The sequence below is a fragment of the Bradyrhizobium sp. USDA 4538 genome (assembly GCF_024171045.1).
Lineage (GTDB): Bacteria > Pseudomonadota > Alphaproteobacteria > Rhizobiales > Xanthobacteraceae > Bradyrhizobium > Bradyrhizobium australafricanum.
In genome coordinates, this window is sequence record NZ_JALJZE010000001.1 from 330,861 (window position 1) to 352,985 (window position 22,125).

A 22,125-nucleotide genomic window follows, 5' to 3' on the forward strand; every position below is an offset into this window, starting at 1 on the left:
GAAAAATATAGGCAGCTTGACATTCTGGTATTTGGCATGCCAAAAATCTAAGGTAATTTCTTCTGCTAAGAAGACGTCTCCAAGAGGAGGAGACGAGTCGTGCCAGAACCGAAACAGACCAAGGCGTCGCCCACCATGGCTGACACAGATATCGCCATCGTCCGGATCGCGCCGGAGACGAGCTTCAAGAACAAGGCCTATGAAGCCTTGAAGGAAGCGATCCTGAAGATGGACATCTACGCGACGCCGGAGCCGGTGATGCTCGACGAGCGCGCACTGTCCGAGCGCCTCGGCGTCAGCCGCACGCCGATCCGCGAAGCGATCGCGATGCTCGAGCAGGACGGATTCGTGAAGACCGTGCCGCGCCGCGGCATCGTCGTGGTCCGCCGCACCAAGGCGGAGATCGTCGACATGATCCGCGCCTGGGCGGCGCTGGAGAGCATGGCGGCGCGCCTGATCACGACCACCGCGCGCAAGAAGGACATCTCGGCGCTGCGCGACTTCTTCAAGGACTTCAGCGACGATCGCCTGCCGCAGGATCACGTCGAGGAATATTCCAAGGCCAACATCGCCTTCCACCAGGCGCTGATCTCGCTGTCGGAATCGCCTGTTCTGGTCGACCTCACCAATGACCTGCTGCTGCATGTGCGCGGCTATCGCCAGCTCACGATCGGCCGCAAGGACCGCACCGCGACCTCGCTGCCCGAGCATCTCGGGATCATCGAGGCGCTGGAAGCGCGCGACACCGAGCTTGCCGAGAAGCGCGCGCGCGACCACACGCTTGGGCTTGCCGCCTATGTCGAGGCGCACGGCCAAGAATTATTCACGTAGAGAACCGTTCACTTAAGTTTGAGAGTCCACACCCGCTTCAGACGACAATCAGATCGTCCGAACAAAGAACGATCAGGGAGACGATGCCGATGCTGAATACCGCTACGAAGTCCGAGGCACCGGGCACCGAGCAAGAACTGACCGATGGCTTCCATCTCGTCATCGATGCGCTCAAGCTCAACGGCATCGACACCATCTATGGTGTGCCGGGTATCCCGATCACGGACCTGGGCCGCATGGCCCAGGCGGCGGGCATTCGCGTGCTCTCGTTCCGCCATGAACAGAATGCCGGCTATGCGGCCTCGATCGCCGGCTTCCTGACCAAGCGGCCCGGCGTCTGCCTCACGGTGTCGGCGCCCGGCTTCCTCAACGGCCTCACCGCGCTCGCCCACGCCACCACCAACTGCTTCCCGATGATCCTGGTCTCGGGCTCGTCCGAGCGCGAGATCGTCGACCTGCAGCAGGGCGACTATGAAGAGATGGACCAGCTCGCGATCGCCAAGCCGCTGTGCAAGGCGGCGTTCCGCGTGCTGCACGCCCAGGACATCGGCATCGGCCTTGCGCGCGCGATCCGCGCCGCGGTGTCGGGCCGTCCGGGCGGCGTCTATCTCGACCTGCCCGCAAAGCTGTTCTCGCAGGTGATGAACGCCGACGCCGGTCAGAAGTCGCTGGTCAAGGTGATCGACGCCGCGCCCGAGCAGATCCCCTCCCCGTCTTCGGTCAAGCGCGCGCTGGACGTGCTGAAGAGCGCGAAGCGTCCGCTCGTCATCCTCGGCAAGGGCGCGGCCTACGCGCAGGCCGACGAGGCGATCAAGAATTTCGTCGAGAAGAGCGGCGTGCCGTTCCTGCCGATGAGCATGGCCAAGGGCCTGCTGCCCGATCTGCATCCGCAATGCGCGGGTGCGGCGCGCTCGACCGTGCTGAAGGAAGCCGACGTCGTGATGCTGATCGGCGCCCGCCTCAACTGGCTGCTCTCGCATGGCAAGGGTAAGAGCTGGGGTGAAGCTCCGAAGAAGTTCATCCAGGTCGACATCGAGCCGAAGGAAATGGATTCCAACGTCGAGATCGTCGCTCCCGTGGTCGGCGATATCGGCTCCTGCGTCTCGGCGTTCCTCGACGCCATGGGCGCGAACTGGACCGCGGCGCCGTCCGACTGGCTCTCGACCATCGCCAAGAAGCGCGACGACAACGTCGCCAAGATGGCGCCGAAGCTGATGAGCAACGCTTCGCCGATGGACTATCACGGCGCGCTCGGCGCGCTGCGCGCCATCATCGCGGAACGTCCGGACACCATCTTCGTCAACGAGGGCGCCAACACGCTCGACCTCGCCCGTGGCGTCGTCGACATGCACAAGCCGCGCAAGCGGCTCGACGTCGGCACCTGGGGCGTGATGGGCATCGGCATGGGCTATTCGATCGCCGCTGCGGTCGAGACCGGCCTGCCCGTGCTCGCGGTCGAAGGCGACAGCGCGTTCGGGTTCTCGGGCATGGAGATCGAGACCATCTGCCGCTACAGGCTGCCGATCTGCGTCGTGATCTTCAACAATGACGGCATCTATCGCGGCACCGACGTCAACAGCGCCGGCGACGATCCGGCGACCACCGTGTTCGTCAAGGGCTCGCGCTACGACAAGATGATGGAAGCCTTCGGCGGCGTCGGCGTCAACGCCACCTCGCCGGACGAGTTGAAGCGCGCGGTCAATGCGGCGCTGGATTCCGGCAAGCCGACGCTGATCAACGCGGTGATCGATCCGGCGGCGGGCTCGGAGAGCGGCCGCATCGGCAACCTCAATCCGCAGAGCGTTCTGCAGAAGAAGAAGTAACCCCTAACCCCCATCACTCCCTGCGGGTGCAGGGGCAGACAGAGTACGGAGCAAACATTATGACCAAGGCGCTGAAGGGCGTTCGCATTCTCGATTTCACCCACGTCCAGTCGGGTCCGACCTGCACGCAATTGCTGGCCTGGTTCGGCGCCGACGTGATCAAGGTCGAGCGTCCCGGCGTCGGCGACATCACGCGCGGCCAGCTGCAGGACATCCCGAACGTGGACAGCCTGTATTTCACCATGCTGAATCACAACAAGCGCTCGATCACGCTCGACACCAAGAACCCGAAGGGCAAGGAAGTGTTGACCGCGCTGATCAAGCAGTGCGACGTGCTGGTCGAAAACTTCGGCCCCGGCGTGCTCGATCGCATGGGCTTCCCCTGGGAGAAGATCCAGGCCATCAACCCGAAGATGATCGTCGCCTCGATCAAGGGTTTTGGCCCCGGCCCGTATGAGGACTGCAAGGTCTACGAGAACGTCGCGCAGTGCACCGGCGGTGCCGCCTCGACCACCGGCTTCCGCGACGGCCTGCCGCTGGTCACCGGCGCGCAGATCGGCGACAGCGGCACCGGGTTGCATCTCGCACTCGGCATCGTCACCGCGCTGTACCATCGCACCCACTCCGGCAAGGGCCAGCGCGTCACCGCCGCGATGCAGGACGGCGTGCTCAACCTTGCCCGGGTCAAGCTGCGCGACCAGCAGCGGCTCGCCCACGGTCCGCTGAAGGAATACAGCCAGTTCGGCGAAGGCATTCCGTTCGGCGATGCCGTGCCGCGCGCCGGCAACGATTCCGGCGGCGGCCAGCCCGGCCGCATCTTGAAGTGCAAGGGCTGGGAGACCGACCCGAACGCCTACATCTACTTCATCACCCAGGCCCCGGTCTGGGAGAAGATCTGCGACGTGATCGGCGAGCCGACCTGGAAGACCGATCCGAACTACGCCAAGCCGCCGGCCCGCCTGCCGCGCCTCAACGAGATCTTCGCCCGCATCGAGCAGTGGACGATGACCAAGACCAAGTTCGAGGCGATGGAGATCCTCAACAAGGACGACATCCCCTGCGGTCCGATCCTGTCGATGAAGGAGATCGCCGAAGACCAGTCGCTGCGCGCGACCGGCACCGTGGTCGAGGTCGATCATCCGACCCGCGGCAAGTACGTCTCGGTCGGCAACCCGATTAAGCTCTCGGATTCGCCGAGCGACGTTCAGCGCTCGCCGCTGCTCGGCGAGCACACCGACGAGATCCTGCGCGAGGTGCTCGGCTTCAGCGATCACCAGGTCGCCGAGATCCACGACTCCGGCGCGCTCGACCCGCCGCGCAAGCAGGCGGCCGAGTAAAGGCAGCGCTCAAGCAGAAACACGAATGGCCGCGGGCAACCGCGGCCATTTTCGTTCCGGCCGGTCGTCAGTTCCGCCGTCGTGGCGAGATCAAGGTCCCCGGCGAAAGCCGGCGCTCATTGCCAGCCCGGAACTCCACGCATGTCGGGTAAGTGATGTGCAATGCCCTTGTGGCAATCGATGCAGGTCTTCTCGCCGGTAAACAGGAAGCGCTGGTGCGCCACCGACGCGCGCGGTGACTGCTTGGTGATATCCATCGATTCCGCGCTGTGACAGTTGCGGCATTCGAGTGAATCGTTGGCCTTGAAACGCGCCCACTCATGCAGCGCGAGCTCGAGCCGCTTGTCGACAAACTTGTCGCGGGTGTCGATGACACCGAACAGGTGGCCCCACACCTCCTTGGAGGCCTGCATCTTGCGTGCGATCTTGTCGGTCCAGTTGTGCGGAACGTGACAGTCCGGGCAGGTGGCGCGGACGCCGGAGCGATTGGTGAAATGGATGGTCGACTTCAGTTCCGCAAACACGTTTTCGCGCATCTCGTGGCAGCCGGTGCAGAATTTCTCGGTGTTGGTCAATTCGAGCGCGGTATTGAACCCGCCCCAGAAAATCACCCCGGCGACGAAGCCCGCGATCACCAGCACGCCGAGCCCAAACACCGTGCTCGGCCGCACCAGCACGTCCCACAGCTCGCGCGCGAAGGCCCATGCGCGTCGGAAGAGCCCCTCCTTCGAGGCTTGGGGGTCGGCCGCCTTCATCGACGGCCGCCCGGACCCGCGCGGCTCAGCATGGTGTCGATGTCGACGAAGTCGTTGCTGATGGGCGGATTGCTCACGCTCTGCGGTACGTGACATTCAGTGCAGAAAAAACGGCGCGGCGAGATCGACGCAAGGAACTGGCCGTCGCGATCCATGAAATGAGTAATCGAGACCATCGGCGCCTGCGACTCGCCGGTGCGGGCGCGCGCGTGACAGGACAGGCATTTGTTGCTGTTCAGATCGATCTGGTAGCCGTCGATCGAATGCGGAATCACCGGCGGCTGCTCGGGATAGTTCCTGACCTCCCGCTCGGACGTGTTGCGCGTCGGCATCATCGGCGGAGCCGGGCCTTCATTATCGAGCGGCGTCGGCCCCCGCAGCCCGGAATCGAGCGATTGCGCCGCCAATGTGCCGGTGCCGGCCCCTATCGCCAGGACGAGCAGAACGACGCGCAGGTCCCTGATCATGACGGCAGCACCTTCTCGATGCGCACGGCGCATTTCTTGAAATCGGTCTGCAGCGAAAGCGGATCGGTGGCGTCGAGCGTCACCTTGTTGATCAGCTTCGACTCGTCGAACCAGGGGACGAACACCAGACCTCGCGGCGGCCGGTCGCGGCCGCGGGTCTCCAGCCGCGCCCGGATGAACCCGCGGCGAGAGATCACCTTGACCTCGTCACCGCGTCGCAGCTTGGCCTCCTGCGCATCATCCGGATGCATGAAGCAGACGGCCTCGGGAAACGCGCGATAGAGTTCGGGCACGCGGCGGGTCATGGTGCCGGAGTGCCAATGCTCCAGCACCCGGCCGGTGGAAAGCCACAAGGGGTATTCGCTATCAGGCGATTCCGCCGGCGGTTCGTAGGGAAGCGCAAAGATGCGCGCCTTGCCATCGGCAAAACCGTAGAACTGCACGCCTCTGCCCTGCCCGACATACGGGTCCGAGCCTTCGCGGAAACGCCACTTCGTCTCCTTGCCGTTCACGACGGGCCAGCGCAGCCCGCGCTCGCCGTGATAGGCATCGAACGGCGCGAGATCGTGGCCGTGGCCGCGGCCGAAGCTGGCATATTCCTCGAACAGCCCTTTCTGGACATAGAAGCCAAACGCCTTGGATTCGTCGTTGGCGTAGCCCGACGCGACGTCGGAGACCGGAAACTTGTCGACCTGGCCGTTGCGATAGAGCATGTCGAACAGCGTCTTGCCACGATACTCCGGCTTCTTTGCCAGCAACTCTTCCGGCCAGACCTCCTCGATCTTGAAGCGCTTGGAAAACTCCATCAATTGCCAGAGATCTGAACGCGACTCGCCCGGAGCGGTGACGAGCTGGTGCCAGAACTGGGTGCGCCGCTCGGCATTGCCATAGGCGCCTTCCTTTTCCACCCACATCGCGGTCGGCAAGATCAGGTCGGCGCCGAGCGCGGTGACGGTCGGATAGACTTCCGAAACGACAATGAAATTGTCGGGGTTGCGGAAACCGGGATAGGTTTCCTCGTTGATGTTGGGACCGGCCTGCAAATTGTTGTTGACCTGCACCCAGTAGGCGTTGAGCAGACCGTCCTTCAGCATCCGGCTTTGCAACACCGCGTGATAGCCCGGCTTGTCCGGAATCGTGCCTTCCGGCAACTTCCAGATCTCCTCCGCCTTGTCGCGATGCGCCTTGTTGGTGACGACCATGTCTGCCGGGAGGCGGTGCGAGAAGGTACCCACCTCGCGTGCGGTACCGCAGGCCGAGGGCTGGCCGGTCAGCGAAAACGGGCTGTTGCCGGGCTCCGCGATCTTCCCGGTCAGAAGGTGAAGATTGTAGACCAGATTGTTGCACCAGACGCCGCGGGTGTGCTGGTTGAAACCCATGGTCCAGAAGCTGACGACCTTGGTCTTCGGGTCAGCGTAGAGCTCGGCCAGCGCCTCCAGGCGATTGAGCGGAACGCCCGACATCTTCGCCGCCTTTTCCAGCGTGTAGTCGGCGAGGAATTTGACGTAGTCGTCGTAGCTCATATCGGTGGCATCGTTGGCCTTGGCCACACCCGTCGCCTTCTTCTGCAGCGGATGATCGGGCCTCAGGCCGTAGCCGATGTCGGTCTGGCCGCGCTTGAACACGGTATGCGCGGTGACGAAATCCTTGTTCACGCGCCCGGTCTTGATGATGTGATTGGCGATCGCATTGAGGATGTAGAGATCGGAGTGCGGCGTGAACACGATCCCGATGTCGGCAAGGTCGAACGATCGGTGCTCGAAGGTCGAAAGCACGGCGACCCGCACATGCGCCGCCGAAAGCCTGCGGTCGGTCACCCGCGTCCACAGAATCGGGTGCATCTCCGCCATGTTGGAGCCCCACAACACGAAGGCATCGGTGGCCTCGATGTCGTCGTAGCAGCCGGCCGGTTCGTCCATGCCGAAGGTGCGCATCATGCCGACCACGGCTGAGGCCATGCAGTGGCGCGCGTTGGGATCGATGTTGTTGGAGCGAAAGCCGGCCTTGAACAGTTTTGAAGCCGCATAGCCCTCCCAGACCGTCCATTGGCCGGAGCCGAACATGCCGATGCCGCTCGGCCCGCGCTGCTTCAGCGCCGCCTTGAACTTCTCGGCCATGATGTCGAACGCCTCGTCCCACGCGACCGGGGTGAAGTCTCCGTTCTTGTCGTACTTGCCGTTCGTCTTGCGCAGCATCGGCTGCGTCAGGCGATCGTGGCCGTACATGATTTTGGAGAGGAAGTAGCCCTTCACGCAGTTGAGGCCGCGATTTACCTCGGCCTTGATATCGCCGTGGGTGGCAACGACGCGATTGTCCTTGGTTGCCACCATGACGCTGCAGCCGGTGCCGCAGAAGCGGCAGGGAGCCTTGTTCCAGTCGAGTTCGCTGGCATCACGGTCAGCGACGAGGTTTGCCGCGACCGACGCAACTGGCATTCCGCCGGCCGCAGCGGCGATCGCGGCGGCCTCCAGCTTCAGCATCTGGCGGCGGTCGAGCTTGGTTTCGGTCATGGCTTGCCTCCCGGCACTTCAGCAGACGTCGATGGCGTGAAACACCAGCGAGGCGGAATGGACGTGCGGTAACAGAGCGATCGTGTTCAACGTCGCGCCGAGCGCACCGGCATCGGGTGCATCGACCACCACGACGAGCTTGCCTCTGGGGTCGCGGCCGAAAATCTCGCAGCCGGAAACGGCGAGGATGTCGGCTTCGACCGCATCAAGGCTCTCGGGGCGGGCCTGCACCAGGATGCTGGCGATCTCGCCCCCCGGGGGCGTCACGACGCGCTCCGCTGTCAAGGCGCGGCCGGTAATCAACATACGGCGATTGATCGCGGTCTTGCGCACAACGATGCTCTCCCTGTCAGTGCGGTGGGGGCGGACCGGGAGGGCCGGCCACCATTTGGTAGATCCAGATCGCGAGTCCGTATGACCCCACAGTCGCGACCGCGAGCCCCGGCATCAGGATGGCGGTCAGGAACAGGAAGGCGAAGATTTCCATTCGCGTTCGGCGACGCCGTGCATCTGCGTCGCCGTCTGCGACCGCCATGATCGTGTCTCTCGCTTGGGACGTTGGGGGGACGGCATCCGGGCCGCTGCCTTGGACATCAACCTAAGGAGCGGCGGTGAGCGGACATTGATTCAGATCAATGTGCGGAGCGACGGCCTCACGCAGCAAACATATCTCGGGCGAGCGAGACGACTCTACGTGGTAATCAATCGCACGCCGGATCAACCACCCTCGCCGCTCTCGCCGTTACCGCCCTCGTCGCCCGGCACATATTCCAGGATATCGCCCGGCCGGCAGTCCAGCTCGCGGCAGATTGCCGACAGCGTCGAGAAGCGCATCGCCTTCGCCTTGCCGGTCTTCAGGATCGACAGGTTCTGGATCGAAATGCCGATCGCGTCCGCGAGGTCTCCGAGGCGGCGCTTGCGCTTTGCGAGCATGACATCGAGGTTCACCACGATGGGCACAAGCATCACCCTCAGATCGTCAGATCGTTTTCGGACTGCAACAGGATGGCCTGCTCGATCACGAATTTCAGCGCCATCAGGAACACGCCGCCCGCGACGGTGCCGACGTCGACGCCGTAGCTCGGCAGGAAGAACTTGATGTCGCCGAGCTGATACAGCGCATAGGTCACCGCGATGGTCGTGATCGTATCCACAAACGGCCAGACCACCAGGAAGATCCCCATCCACCAGACACCCTGCAGCGTTTCGGACACGAAGATCCGTCCGTTGGCGAATCGGTTCACCATGCGATGTAGGATGCCGATCAGCACGGCGTAAAACGATACCCCAAGCGCGAACAGCGACCAGAACAACACCTGGCCCTTGGCGAACATGGTCAGCGGGTTGGCGACGATGCTGGCGCACTTCGCCTGCTCGCCGATCAGGCTCTCGGCGATCGTCGCCGACGCCGTGGTGGTGCGGTAATAGGCCAGCCACAACACCACCGGCAACGCCGCCCAGATCAACCAGAACGCCCGATCGAGCCTGCGAAACCAGAGCTGGCGCTGCTCACGAACCGATTTCCCCATCGCACCCATCCGAAAAATTCTTGCCAGAAAGCCGTTACGGCCGGATTGCATCATGCCCAGGCAATGTCATTGACTCAACCTTAAACGCGATTTATTTCATGTTTATCATGAAATTTTTCATGAAGAAGGTGGATGATGACGGTAATCCCAGACCAAAACGGCCTGCGCAAGGCCCTGAAGCAATTGATCCACGCTCACCTCACGCGCCGCCTGATCGTGGCCACGTTCCACATCCCGCTGCTCGGCAGCCCCGCCGATGCCGCCAAGGCGAGCGACAAGGCCAACGATCCGGCCGGCGTCTGGCTGACCCAATCCGGCGACGCCAGGATCAAGGTCCACCGATGCGGCAGCGCGCTGTGCGGCCGCGTCGTCTGGTTGAAGGAGCCGACAGACAAGGCCACCGGCAAGCCGCAGCTCGACGACAAGAATGCCGATCGCGCGCAGCGCACCCGACCGGTCATAGGCATGTCGCTGTTCATCAACATGCAGCCCGCCGGCCCGAACAAATGGGCCGGCCGGATCTACAACGCCGACGACGGCAAGACCTATGAGAGCTCGGTGACGCTGGTGTCGCCGGGCACGCTGAACGTTCGCGGCTGCATGGGAACGCTGTGCGCCGGCGAAGACTGGACGCGGTGAAGGGAATGCGGTGAAGGGACTTGGCCCCGACCCTTCATCGGCCAAGAAGAAAAGCAAACCCGCACTCGAGGCCGCCGCATTTGGGCGGCCTTCTTTTATAAACGCGCCGCCCGCCTCAATCTTCGAGGCCGAGCTTCCACAGCGGCGGCAGATCGGCGAAGGGCGGCGTGGTGTGGGCGATGACGATCGCGGCGCGCCGGCTGTCGGAATCGATCTTGCTGTTGATCGCCTTGACGTGCGCCTTCACGGCATCGAGCCCGACGCCGAGGATGCCCGCGATCTCTTCGTTCGACTTGCCCTGCGCGATCCACGACGCCACCTCGATCTGGCGCGGCGTCAGCGCGGGAAATGCCAGACGCAGGCGGTCGCTCGGTGTCAGCGCCGCCAGCGTTCGCTCCTGCGCCTGGCGGTAGCCGCGTAGGATGTGCGGACGAAAACCCTGCATCCGGTCGCGCTCCTCGTCGCTGAACGCCGGCCGTCCCACCACGCGATGCCCGACAACCGTGACCACATAACCGGCGTGCTCGAACGCGATCCCCATGATCCGCCGCGCCCCCGACGGCAGGAACACCTCCTTGGCAATCGGCAGCTCGACGAATTCCTCGTCGCTGAAGAAATCCGACTCGCGCAGCGCGCGTTCGCCATAGAACGCCGGATCGTGCTGCCAGAACGGATGCGAGTGCATGTGCTTCGCAAACGCCTGCATGCCGCGGGCACGAACCTCCGGATCGTCGCCGACCGAAATCAACGACCGGAAATCCCAGCTCGGACGATGGAACTCGGTGAAGCTCACCACCTCCGCATCGACCAGGCGGCCGACGCCGGCGAACAGGACACCCGGCAGCGTGTGCAGGTTGGACTCGGATTCGTAGAGACGAATGATTTCGTCGTCGAGTGTGCTGTCCCGTTGCATGGGATTCTGATCGACCAGGTTTGATTTGATTTTTTGGCGATCACTGCAACGTCGCGACGTGCCCACATGTTGCAGCAAAGCCTCGCTCGCCGTCTTATCGTTCGTGCGCGCGTTGGTATACCCCTTAGGGTAATGGCCAGATCGCATTCGATTACGGAATCTCTCCGCTGTGTCGAGTCCGACACATCGCGCAACGTCATCAGGGACTGCAACACACATGGCCCGGCGAAAGTTGCAACAATCCGAGTTACTACCGGGACTGAATGCGGTGCCCCATTTGACGACGCAGCGGAACGTCCCGCTGTAGGACAGTTCGACGACACCGTAGCGGTTGCTTGGCCTCGATCTGCGCATCACGTCGCAGGCAAGCGTCGGCATCTCCTATGTCGGCCAGTTGGCCGATCGGGTGCAGGATCATTCGGTGAAGGGCAATTTCAGCTGGAAGTTCTGACGACGGCTTCGACACCATCGTCGCTGTTGAATTGGCGTGACACGCGACGTCTCGCGCTCTTCCCGCTAACGGGAAGAGCAAGCCGTCTTGATTCAATTTGCGCGCAATTCGCAGCGATTGTGGGACCCGCCTGTTGCAGCAAAGCCTCGCTCGGCGACTTATCGTACGTGCGCACGTTGAATACCCTTTTGGGTAGTGGCCAGATCGTAGTCCATTACGGAATCTGTCGGCAGTGTCGACTCCGACACATCATGCGACATCATCAGGGCTCGAGTCACGTAAGCCCGATGAAGGCGGTGACATCTCGAGGCTGCCGGGGCTGAATGCGGTGACAATGCGGGAATACGCGGCGAAGGATTTCGCTGTAGGACAGTTCGGTGGCGCGCAGACCGCCCGTCTCGATGCGAAGTCGCGCGCGAGTTATTTTCGCACCCTCGCCACGGTCTCGCCGCTTGCGCTGATCCTCGGCACGGCCGGCCTGACATTGCCGGCTCACGCCCAGGCGGCCTGCACGGCTGACACCACGGCGTGCAGCGCTGCCGGTGGTCCCAACTCCGGCGGGCGTGGCGGCTTCGGCGGCAACGGCAATGGCGTCGGCGGCAACAGCACCAACCTGGTGGGCGCCGACACCGTGCAAGTGCCTGGCAGCCCCAGCAGCGGCGGCACCGGCGGGATCGGCGGTGCGGGGGAGAACGCTGGAGGAAACGGCGGCGCGCCGGGCTCGGCACTAACCGGAACGGCTGTCGTGACGACACCAACCACCGGCGTGACCGGCGACACCGGACCGGACGGGTTTCATTTTGGGTCAGGCGGCGGCGGCGGCGGCACCGGGGTGTATTTTTCGGGCACATCCCTGACCGTCAATGGCGGAGTGACAGTCAACGCCGGTAACGGCGGTGCTGGCGGAAATTCTCCCGGCGCCGGTGGCGGTGGTGGCGGCGGCGGCGGTGGCGCCGGCGTGGTCTCCACCGCAGCCGGCGCCTTCGTCTCGAATGCGGGGACGATCACGGGAGGGCAAGGCGGGACCGGAGGCGGCGGGACCGGACTCGGCGGCGGCGGCGGGGGCGGCGGCGATGGCTTGCTGGTGCTCGGCGATGGAACGTCGATAAGCAACGCCGGCAGCATTACCGGAGGCGGCGGCGGCAGCGGCGGGATCGGCTCCCTTGGCGGAGCCGGCACCGGCGGCAGCGGCGCCGGCGTCAATCTGGTCAGCAGCGATAATACACTGGGCAACACCGGCACCATCACGGGCGGTGCCGCGACCGGCACAGGTACGGCCGGCGTCGGTGTCATGACCAATGGAAACAGCACCATCAACAATGCCGGCACGATCAGCGGCGGGCTCAACGCCGACGGCGCAACCCATGCGGCCGCGATCCGTTTCGGTGGAACCAGCAACGTCCTGAATTTGCTGACCGGCTCGACGCTTGTCGGCGATATTCAATTGATTACGGGTGCCGCTGCAACGATTGCAGCACAAAACAACGGGTTCGCGCTCGGCAACAACATCGTGCTCGGCTCCGGCTCCCTCGTCGCCTTCAACACCACGCCGGCCAATTTTTCAGTCACCGGTGTGGTATCGGGCGCCGGCAGCGTGGCCGTGACCGGAATAGGCACGCTCACACTCTCCGGGACCAACAGCTACACCGGAGGAACGACGCTGGCGGGCGGAACGCTGTCGGTGTCGTCAGAGGCCAACCTCGGCGCGGCTTCGGGCTCCCTGACCTTCAACGGCGGCACGCTCCAGGTGACCGGCACGAGCTTCACCGGTACGTCACGCACCATCAATTGGGGCGGCGGCGGCTTCGAGATCGTCGATGGCACCAACAATTTCGTCGTCAGCAACTCGTTCACGGGCAACGGCGGGCTGACCAAGTCCGGCGCCGGAACGCTGACCTTCACCGGCACCAACAACTACTCCGGCGGCACCACCATCTCCGCCGGCACGCTGCAACTCGGCAACGGCGTCAGCTTCGGATCCATCACCGGCAACGTGGTGAACAACGGCATTTTCGCCGTCAACCGATCGGACATCTATACCTTCGGCGGGACGATCTCGGGCAGCGGTGCGTTCGCGCAGATCGGCATCGGCACCACCATCCTGACCGGCACCAACAGCTATGGCGGCGGCACGACTATGTCGCGTGGCACAGTGCAGGTGTCATCGGACACCAATCTCGGCGCCGCGTCGGGCGCGCTGAATTTCGACGGCGGTGGCACGCTGCGGGTCACCGGCACAGCCTTCACCGGCACCACGCGCGCCATCAACCTGGGCAGCGGCGGCGGAGCGTTCGATATCGCCGATGCCGCCAACAATTTCACCCTGGGCCAGTCGATCAACGGAAACGGCACCCTGTTCAAGTTCGGCGCCGGAACGCTGACCTTGACCGGCAACAGCAGCCTGACTGGCGGCATCGCAATCAGCGCGGGCACGCTGCAACTCGGCAACGGCGGCACCTCCGGCTCCATCCTGGGCCAGGTGGTGAACAATGGCACCTTCGCCATCAACCGCTCCGACACCTATACTTTCGGCGGCGACATCTCGGGCAGCGGCGGGTTCGTGCAGAAGGGCAGCGGCACCACCATCCTGACCGGCACCGGCCGCTATGGCGGCGGCACGACGATCGCGAACGGCACGCTGCAGATCGGCAATGGCGGCACGTCGGGCGCGATCACCGGTAACGTCTTCAACAACGGACGGCTGATCTTCAACCGCTCCGACGACAGCACCTTTGCCGGTTCGATCAGCGGCGGCGGCCTCTTCACCAAGAGCGGGACCGGCACGCTGACGCTCTCCGGCAACAACACCTATACCGGTGGCACGCAGCTGCTCGGCGGCACCTTGGTCGTACAAGGTGGCAACGCCATTGGCGACAATTCCAGCGTCATCGTGCTCGGCAACAGCACGCTGCGCCTGCTCAGCAATGAGACGGTGGCAACGCTGTCGTCCGGCACCACCGATTTCGGCACCGTCGATCTGGCCGGCGGCAATCTCACCACCAGCCTGAAGTCGACCATCACCACCGCGCTCTACTACGGCGCCATCACCGGCGCGGGCGGTTACATCAAGGACGGCAGCTACAAGCAGGTGCTGGCCGGCACCAGCAGTTACACCGGCGGCACCACGATCCAGGCCGGCACGCTGCAGCTCGGCGATACCACGCATCAGGGCAAGATCATCGGCAGCGTGCTCAACAACGCCACCTTCGAGGTGGTCAACGCCGATACCTCGGGCCTGACCACGATCACCAACAACAGCAAGCTGAATTTCCGCAACGCGACCTCGGCCGGCGCCGTCACGCTCACCACCACAGCGAGCGGCCAGACCGCGTTTGCCGGCAGCAGCACGGCGGGCAATGCCCGTCTCGTCACCGACGCCGGCGGCGTCGTGGATTTTTCCGCAAGCACGGGGCCGGCCGGAAACCGCGTTCTCTCCGCCGGCTCGATTGAGGGAGCCGGCCGCTATAATCTCGGCGCGAACGCACTCACCGTCGGCGGCAACGACCTGTCGACGATCGTCAGCGGCGTCATCGCCGACGGCGGCTCGAGCGGCGGCACCGGCGCATCGCTCACCAAGATCGGCGCCGGCACGCTGACCCTGAACGGCCAAAGCACCTACACCGGCGCGACCAACGTCAACGCCGGCAAGCTCGTGGTCGGCGACGACAGCCACGGCGGCGCAAGCCTTGCCAGCGCCGTCACGGTGAACAATGGCGGCACCCTCGGCGGCATCGGCACCGTCGGCGGCATCACGGCCAATGCCGGCGGCATCGTCGCGCCCGGCAATTCGATCGGCACCTTGAACGTCGCCGGCAACGTTTCCTTCGCGGCCGGCTCGATCTACCAGGTCGAGGCCAATGCGGCCGGCCAGTCCGACAAGATCATAGCCACCGGCACCGCGACGCTCGCCGGCGGCAATGTGCTGGCGCTGGCGCAGACCGGCACCTATGCGCCGCAGACGGTCTACACGATCCTCACCGCGAACGGCGGCGTGAACGGCACCTTCACCGATGTCACGAGCAGCCTGACATTCCTCACGCCGACGCTGAGCTACGACGCCAACGACGTCTTCCTGACACTCGCCCGCAACGCCACCTCGCTGACGAGCGTCGCGACGACACCGAACCAGATCGCCGTCGCCGGCGCACTGGACGCAAGCGGGCAACAGCGCGATCCGCTAATGATCGCGGTGCTGAACCAGAACGCCGCCGGCGCGCGACAGGCGTTCGATGCGCTGTCGGGCGAAGTGCATGCCAGCGCGCAGACCGCGATGCTCGACGACTCGCGCTACCTGCGCGATGCCGTGCTCGGCCGTCTGCGGCAAGCTTCGTTCGCCGGCAGCAGCGGGCCGATGGCGGCGCTCGGTTCAGGTGGCCCGCAGACCGCTGCGATGGATCAGCTGTCGGTCAGCACCGCGCTCGCCTATGCCGGCACCGAGCGGTCCGCGTTTCCGGTCAAGGCGCCGCCACTCGCGCGTGCTGCGCCGATCGCGGACACCACATTCTGGGCACAGGGGGTCGGCGCCTGGGGCCGGTTGAACGGCGCCGGCAACGCCGCGGGAATGACGCGCGACCTCGCCGGCTTCTTCAGCGGCGTCGATCATAGATTCGCGCCGAACTGGATCGCCGGCATCGCCGGCGGCTACACCAGTTCGTCGGTTCATATCGGCGATCGCGCGAGCTCGGCCGATATCGAGACCGCGCATCTCGCCGGCTATGTCGGCGCGAGCTACGGCGCGGTCAATCTGCGCGGCGGCGCCTCGGCAAGCTTCAGCACGCTCGACACCAGCCGTTCGATCGTGTTCCCGGGCTTCTTCGACGCGGCGCGCGGCCGCTATGACGCGACCACCGCGCAGGTGTTCGGCGAGATCGGCTACGGGCTATCGCTCGGCCGCGCCGCGCTCGAGCCGTTCGCCGGCCTCGCCTGGGCCCACCTCAGCACCGACAGTTTTGCCGAGACCGGCGGCAGCGGCGCTGCCGCGCTGCGCGGCGCCGGCAGCGATCAGGATGTCGGCTACTCCTCGCTCGGCGCCCGCATCGCCACCAGCTTCGCCCTCACCAACGGCATGCAGCTGACGCCGCGTGCCTCGGTGGCGTGGCAGTACGCCTTCGGCGACGTGACCCCGACGGCGGCGCTCGCGTTCCAGGGCCTGGGAACCGGATTCACCGTGGCCGGCGTGCCGCTGGCGCGGAACGCGGCACTGGTCGAAGGCGGGCTCGACCTGCGGGTCACACCGCAGGCCAGCATCGGCATCGCCTATGTCGGCCAGCTTGCCGACCAGGTCCAGGACCACTCGGTAAAGGCCAGTTTTAGCTGGAAATTCTGACCCGGCGCCGCCGCCGGGCTCCGCCCCATCCGCGCCGATCCGGAATGCCGATCCGCCGATTTTGCTGCATTGCACAGTCGTGCATGCTGCTATGCAAACAAGTCCGTTGTATCTGGCATCTGGTATACATAGTTTGGCTGCAGATGATGAGCCGGCCCATTGCTGGCCTCCAATGAAAGGGGACACCAATGTCCAAGACCACTGTACTGACGCTCGCGCCCTCCTCCACCCTGTTCGGCCGCCTGCTGGCCTCGATCGACCGCCTGCTGATGAAGAGCGCGGAGATCTCGAATCGCAACGGCGACCTGCCGCGCTTCGGCCTCTAAGCCAAGGGATTTCCGGCGCTCTCCGCCGGATGCAGCTTTCGTCGCAAGATGCGACCTGACATTGAACCTTCGACCAATGGCCCCGATTTTCGGGGCCATTTCCTTGCGCGCTGAACTAGTCTCCCCGGGGGTGCCCGGGCTGAGTCCTGTGCGGCATAAGCGCGCGCTGCCCCTGCGACAGCTTGAACCTTGGCATATCGGATACCAAGATGGCCATCGCGCGCTCATAAGCAACGACAAGGGGCGCACTGGGAGGATCTATGTCGGACATGGTTCAGGCAACTGCGGCCCCTGCGGCCGCGCGTGTCAGCGACACCTATCGCTGGACGCAACTCGCGATCGGCGTCGCCGCGATGGTGATGATCGCAAATTATCAATACGGGTGGACATTCTTCGTCCCCGACATCCAGAAGAAATTCGGATGGGATCGCGCATCGATCCAATGGGCTTTCACGCTGTTCGTGCTGTTCGAGACCTGGCTGGTGCCGGTCGAAGGCTGGTTCGTCGACAAATACGGTCCGCGCATCGTCGTGCTGGTCGGCGGCATCCTCTGCGCACTCGGCTGGGCGATCAACGCGCAGGCGACGACGCTGAACGGCTACTATCTCGGCATGATCATCGCCGGTATCGGCGCCGGCGGCGTCTACGGCACCTGCGTCGGCAACGCGCTGAAATGGTTTCCGGATAAACGCGGACTTGCCGCGGGCATCACCGCTGCCGGCTTCGGCGCAGGCTCGGCGCTCACGGTCGCGCCGATCCAGGCGATGATCAAGGACTCCGGCTTCCAGACCACCTTCCTGTATTTCGGTCTCGGCCAGGGCATCATCATCGTGCTGCTCTCCTTCTTCCTGCTGGCGCCGAAGGCCGGACAGGTGCCGGCCGTCGTGGCGAACGCCAACATCATCCAGACCCGGCGCAACTATCAGCCGACCGAAGTGCTGCGGCAGCCGATCTTCTGGCTGATGTACTTCATGTTCGTGATCGTCGGCGCCGGCGGCCTGATGGTGACCGCGAACCTGAAGCCGATCGCGGTCGACTGGAAGGTCGACAGCGTGCCGGTCACGCTGATGGCGGTGACGATGACGGCCGTGACCTTCGCGGCAACCATCGACCGGGTGCTCAACGGCCTGACGCGTCCGTTCTTCGGCTGGATCTCCGACATGATCGGCCGCGAGAACACGATGTTCATCGCCTTCGGCATGGAAGGCATCGGCATCTGGATGCTCTACCTCTGGGGACACGACCCGGTTTGGTTCGTGCTGCTCTCGGGCTTCGTGTTCTTTGCCTGGGGCGAGATCTACTCGCTGTTCCCCTCGACCTGCACCGATACGTTCGGCGCCAAGTTCGCCACCACGAATGCGGGCCTGCTCTACACCGCGAAGGGCACCGCGGCGCTCTTGGTGCCGATCGCCAACTACATGCAGCAATCGTCGGGCAACTGGGACAAGGTGTTCATCATCGCGGCAGGCGCCAACATCCTCGCCTCGCTGCTCGCGATCATGCTGCTCAAGCCCTGGCGAAAAATCGTGGTCGCGAAATCGGCTACGGCTTAAGCAACCGCCTCACCACAGCCTGCGAAGCGCCTGGCCAAAAGCCGGGCGCTTTTCATTTTGGCTGGCCACGAGATGCCGTCTGGACCGGCGCGTCGGAGGGCAGATTTGCTGCATTGCAGCAGCATGAAGGGCTTGCTTTCTGGAATATAGTATACCAACTTCCGCCGGCGCTTGCGACGATACGCCACAATAATTGCGACACTCGGTCACAAGACCAGCGCGCTCGGGAGGACTTGATGGTTTCCAGCAATACTGCCGTCACACAAGCTCAACCTTCGTCCAGCGGCTTCCGCTGGCTGCAGCTCGTCATGGGCATCGTCTGCATGGCGATGATCGCGAACCTGCAATATGGCTGGACGCTGTTCGTCGATCCGATCGACGGCGCGCATCACTGGGGCCGCGCGGCGATCCAGTTCGCCTTCACGATCTTCGTGGTGACCGAGACCTGGCTGGTGCCGGTCGAGGCCTGGTTCGTCGACAAATACGGCCCGCGGCTCGTCATCATGTTCGGCGGCATCATGATCGCGCTCGCCTGGGTGTTGAACTCCTATGCCGACTCGCTCGCCCTGCTCTACACCGCCGCCGTGTTCGGCGGCATCGGCGCCGGCGCGGTGTACGGCACCTGCGTCGGCAACGCGCTGAAGTGGTTTCCCGATCGCCGCGGCCTCGCCGCCGGCGCAACCGCGGCCGGCTTCGGCGCCGGCGCCGCGCTCACGGTGGTGCCGATTGCAAAGATGATCGCCGCGAGCGGCTATCAGACTGCGTTCTTCGATTTCGGCATCGGACAGGGATTGATCGTCTTCCTGCTCGCCTTCTTCATCCAGCCGCCCGCGGTCTCGATCCCGCCGAAGAAGAAGCAGCTCAATCTGCCGCAGACCAAGGTCGACTTCACGCCGCCGCAGGTGCTGCGCAGCCCGATCTTCTGGGTGATGTATCTGGTGTTCGTGATGGTCGCCGCCGGCGGCCTGATGGCGGCGGCGCAGATCGCGCCGATCGCGCACGACTACAAGATCGCGAACACGCCGGTCACGCTCGCCGGCTTCCAGATGGCCGCGCTGACCTTTGCGATCTCGCTCGACCGCATCTTCGACGGTTTCGGACGGCCGTTCTTCGGTTGGGTGTCCGACAATATCGGCCGCGAGCACACCATGTTCATTGCGTTCGGCACCGGCGCGCTGATGCTGCTCACGCTATCCACCTGGGGTCACAACCCGGTGGTGTTCGTGCTGGCGACCGCGGTCTATTTCGGCGTGTTCGGCGAGATCTACTCGCTGTTCCCGGCGACCTGCGGCGACACCTTCGGCTCGAAGTTCGCGACCACCAACAACGGCATGCTCTACACCGCGAAGGGCACCGCAGCGCTCTTGGTGCCTGCCGCCAGCATCGTTGCCGCCAGCTATGGCTGGCAGGCGGTGTTCGTGATCGCGGTCGCCCTCAACGCCACCGCGGCGCTGATGGCGCTGTTCGTGATCAAGCCGATGCGCCGCGCCTTCATCAACGGCAACGAGGCTGCCGCCGCGGAAGAGACCGCGACGAGCGCCAAGACGGCTTAACAAGACGGCTTAACAAGACGGCTTGGCTAAAGACCACCCGATCAGGACCGCTTGGTCCCGACATTTCCCCGGAGACTGATGGAGGCGCATTTCGGTGCGCCTCTTCTCCTTTTTGCCAGCTCAGGGATGCCAGATGCCACCACGCTTAGTGCGGCAGATCGCCCGCGCCGCCCACGGCCGCTCACAATCGTCGGAAATGTCAGTAAACCTGCCTATTTAAGCATTTTGCTGATGGTAGATTTCTGAGACAGTCACGTTGACAATTGGCATTTTGTATACCAGACTCCAGTGAACGATAACCAAGGAGGTTGCCATGCAAGTCGGAGATATCCTGCGCAAGAAGACCCCCCGCGTCGCCACGGTGCGCATGAACGAGACCGTTGCGATTGCCGCGCAACTGATGCGCGCCAGCAATATCAGCGCGCTCGTGGTCAAGGATGTCGTTCGCACCGAGGGCAACACCGCCGTCGGCATGTTCACCGAGCGCGACGTGGTGCGCGCGATCGCCGAGCACGGCGCGGCCGGTGCGAGCATGAAGGTGTCGCAGTTCGTCTCGGTGCAGCAGCTGGTCTCGTGCACATCGAGCGACACGCTCGAGCACATCCGTCATCTCATGACCAAGCACCACATTCGCCACGTGCCCGTCATCGACAACTACAGCCTGATCGGCGTCGTCAGCATGCGCGACATCGCCGCCGCGTTCGACGAGGAGACCGCCGCGTCGAAGAAAGACGCCGTGCCGGCGTAACACGCGCCTGCTTTGCCTTGCTCTCAGCCAGGCGCTGCGTGTTCGATCACCAGCGCCTGAACAGATGACGAAAGACTTCCGTCCCGCCCTCGCCTGACCGCCGCGGCCCGTCATTTCCGCATGGGCGCGCCGCAGGTCGCCGGTAGACAATTGCCGGACAGGACTGCATCCTTCCCTCGACATCCCATAACAACACCGTGCGCCGCCGTCCGCGCCACGGAAAATTTTGATGGAAACGAGGGCAGAATGATCAAGACACGTTTCACCGAGATGTTCGGCGTCGACCACCCGATCGTGCAGGGCGGCATGCAATGGGTCGGGCGCGCCGACCTGGTTGCCGCCGTCGCCAATGCCGGCGCACTCGGCATGATCACCGCGCTGACACAGCCGACGCCGGACGATCTGCGCAAAGAAATCGCGCGCTGCCGCGAGCTGACCGACAAGCCGTTCGGCGTCAACCTGACTATTCTGCCCGCGATCAAGCCGCCGCCCTACGCCGAATATCGCCAGGCCATCATCGAGAGCGGCATCAAGATCGTCGAGACCGCCGGTAACAAGCCGCAGGAGCATGTCGACGAGTTCAAGAAGCACGGCATCAAGGTGCTGCACAAATGTACCAGCGTGCGCCACGCGCTCTCCGCCGAGCGGATGGGCGCCGACGCGATCTCGATCGACGGTTTTGAATGCGCCGGCCATCCCGGCGAGGACGACACCCCCGGCCTGATCCTGATCCCTGCCGCCGCCGACAAGGTGAAGATCCCGATGATCGCCTCGGGCGGCTTCGGCGATGCGCGCGGCCTGGTCGCAGCGCTGGCGCTCGGCGCCGAAGGCATCAACATGGGCACGCGCTTCATGTGCACCAGGGAGAGCCCGATCCACCAGCTCGTGAAGGAACGCATCGTCGCCAATGACGAGCGCGAGACCGAGCTGATCTTCCGCACCATGCGCAACACCTCGCGCGTCGCCAAGAACGCGATCTCGACCAAGGTCGTGCAGATGGAGAAGGAAGGCGCCAAGTTCGAGGACGTGCGCGAGCTGGTCGCCGGCGCGCGCGGCAAGATGGTCTACGCGTCAGGCGATGCCGACGAAGGCATCTGGTCGGCCGGCCAGGTGCAGGGCCTGATCCACGACATTCCGTCCTGCGCCGAGCTGGTGTCGCGCATCGTCCACGAAGCGGAAGCGATCATTCGCGAGCGGCTGGAAGCGATGATGTCTGGCGGCAAGCGCCAGGCCGCGGAATAGGGCGGAGCGGAGCACGAGTGTTATCCGTCACCCTGAGGAGCGCGAAGCGCGTCTCGAAGGGTCGACGGCCACCAGCCGGGCCGTCCATCCTTCGAGGGCCGCTGAAAAAGCGGCCACCTCAG

General features: G+C 64.3%; 18 protein-coding genes. 10 read left to right on the forward strand and 8 right to left on the reverse strand.

Annotated features, from left to right (window positions below; genetic code table 11):
* The first annotated feature begins 135 nt into the window (after positions 1-135).
* From J2R78_RS01435 to frc, 3 genes are all read left to right on the forward strand, one after another.
* The gene (locus J2R78_RS01435) at positions 136-831 is read left to right on the forward strand and encodes a GntR family transcriptional regulator (RefSeq protein ID WP_050387017.1); all 696 of its coding nucleotides are present in this window, start codon (positions 136-138) and stop codon (positions 829-831) included.
* Between the two features lie 89 nt (positions 832-920).
* Complete coding sequence (gene oxc / locus J2R78_RS01440; RefSeq protein ID WP_253609458.1) at positions 921-2,654, forward strand: oxalyl-CoA decarboxylase; 1,734 nt, start codon at positions 921-923, stop codon at positions 2,652-2,654.
* 59 nt (positions 2,655-2,713) lie between these two features.
* Positions 2,714-3,991 carry a formyl-CoA transferase gene (gene frc / locus J2R78_RS01445; protein WP_057020269.1) on the forward strand — a complete coding sequence of 426 codons (1,278 nt, stop codon included), beginning with the start codon at positions 2,714-2,716 and terminating at the stop codon, positions 3,989-3,991.
* Positions 3,992-4,107: 116 nt separating this feature from the next.
* Here frc and J2R78_RS01450 read toward each other — a convergent pair whose 3' ends face one another.
* The 7 genes from J2R78_RS01450 to J2R78_RS01480 all read right to left on the reverse strand — a co-directional run bounded on the left by J2R78_RS01450 (position 4,108) and on the right by J2R78_RS01480 (position 9,252).
* The gene (locus J2R78_RS01450; RefSeq protein WP_225163705.1) at positions 4,108-4,746 is read right to left on the reverse strand and encodes a NapC/NirT family cytochrome c; all 639 of its coding nucleotides are present in this window, start codon (positions 4,744-4,746) and stop codon (positions 4,108-4,110) included.
* A complete protein-coding gene (locus J2R78_RS01455) occupies positions 4,743-5,213 on the reverse strand; it encodes a nitrate reductase cytochrome c-type subunit (protein WP_225163706.1) in 471 nt (156 codons plus the stop codon). Before J2R78_RS01455 ends, J2R78_RS01450 begins: the two co-directional genes overlap by 4 nt.
* Positions 5,210-7,723 carry a nitrate reductase catalytic subunit NapA gene (gene napA / locus J2R78_RS01460; protein WP_253609459.1) on the reverse strand — a complete coding sequence of 838 codons (2,514 nt, stop codon included), beginning with the start codon at positions 7,721-7,723 and terminating at the stop codon, positions 5,210-5,212. The genes J2R78_RS01455 and napA overlap by 4 nt, the downstream gene beginning before the upstream one ends.
* An 18-nt stretch (positions 7,724-7,741) precedes the next feature.
* Entirely contained in the window at positions 7,742-8,029 is a 288-nt protein-coding gene (locus tag J2R78_RS01465; protein WP_256559050.1) for a chaperone NapD, read from the reverse strand.
* A 43-nt stretch (positions 8,030-8,072) separates the two neighbouring features.
* Positions 8,073-8,258, reverse strand: coding sequence for a periplasmic nitrate reductase, NapE protein (napE, locus tag J2R78_RS01470; protein ID WP_225163708.1), 186 nt, complete (start codon positions 8,256-8,258; stop codon positions 8,073-8,075).
* Positions 8,259-8,440: 182 nt separating this feature from the next.
* Positions 8,441-8,689, reverse strand: coding sequence for a helix-turn-helix transcriptional regulator (locus tag J2R78_RS01475; RefSeq protein WP_256558764.1), 249 nt, complete (start codon positions 8,687-8,689; stop codon positions 8,441-8,443).
* A gap of 5 nt (positions 8,690-8,694) precedes the next feature.
* A complete protein-coding gene (locus J2R78_RS01480) occupies positions 8,695-9,252 on the reverse strand; it encodes a DUF2975 domain-containing protein (RefSeq protein WP_253609460.1) in 558 nt (185 codons plus the stop codon).
* 132 nt (positions 9,253-9,384) lie between these two features.
* On the opposite strand from J2R78_RS01480, the gene J2R78_RS01485 reads away from it, so the two are divergent.
* Positions 9,385-9,891 (forward strand): DUF2147 domain-containing protein, encoded by a 507-nt coding sequence (locus J2R78_RS01485; RefSeq protein WP_156436518.1) that lies wholly within the window; start codon positions 9,385-9,387, stop codon positions 9,889-9,891.
* 115 nt (positions 9,892-10,006) lie between these two features.
* Here the strand turns inward: J2R78_RS01485 and J2R78_RS01490 are convergent, their stop codons facing one another.
* Complete coding sequence (locus tag J2R78_RS01490) at positions 10,007-10,804, reverse strand: helix-turn-helix transcriptional regulator (RefSeq protein ID WP_253609461.1); 798 nt, start codon at positions 10,802-10,804, stop codon at positions 10,007-10,009.
* A gap of 785 nt (positions 10,805-11,589) precedes the next feature.
* On the opposite strand from J2R78_RS01490, the gene J2R78_RS01500 reads away from it, so the two are divergent.
* The 6 genes from J2R78_RS01500 (at position 11,590) to J2R78_RS01525 (ending at position 22,003) form a co-directional block, all read left to right on the forward strand.
* Entirely contained in the window at positions 11,590-16,581 is a 4,992-nt protein-coding gene (locus tag J2R78_RS01500) for an autotransporter domain-containing protein (protein WP_256559051.1), read from the forward strand.
* A gap of 188 nt (positions 16,582-16,769) precedes the next feature.
* On the forward strand, positions 16,770-16,907 hold the full coding sequence (locus tag J2R78_RS01505) for a hypothetical protein (protein ID WP_167350443.1): 138 nt from the start codon (positions 16,770-16,772) through the stop codon (positions 16,905-16,907).
* Between the two features lie 260 nt (positions 16,908-17,167).
* On the forward strand, positions 17,168-18,460 hold the full coding sequence (oxlT, locus tag J2R78_RS01510) for an oxalate/formate MFS antiporter (RefSeq protein WP_057020267.1): 1,293 nt from the start codon (positions 17,168-17,170) through the stop codon (positions 18,458-18,460).
* A gap of 236 nt (positions 18,461-18,696) precedes the next feature.
* Positions 18,697-20,013 carry an oxalate/formate MFS antiporter gene (oxlT, locus tag J2R78_RS01515; protein WP_028331533.1) on the forward strand — a complete coding sequence of 439 codons (1,317 nt, stop codon included), beginning with the start codon at positions 18,697-18,699 and terminating at the stop codon, positions 20,011-20,013.
* A gap of 313 nt (positions 20,014-20,326) precedes the next feature.
* Positions 20,327-20,761, forward strand: coding sequence for a CBS domain-containing protein (locus tag J2R78_RS01520; protein ID WP_028331534.1), 435 nt, complete (start codon positions 20,327-20,329; stop codon positions 20,759-20,761).
* Positions 20,762-21,007: 246 nt separating this feature from the next.
* Positions 21,008-22,003, forward strand: a complete 996-nt coding sequence (locus J2R78_RS01525; RefSeq protein WP_253609463.1) for a nitronate monooxygenase family protein — start codon at positions 21,008-21,010, stop codon at positions 22,001-22,003.
* Positions 22,004-22,125 lie beyond the last annotated feature (122 nt).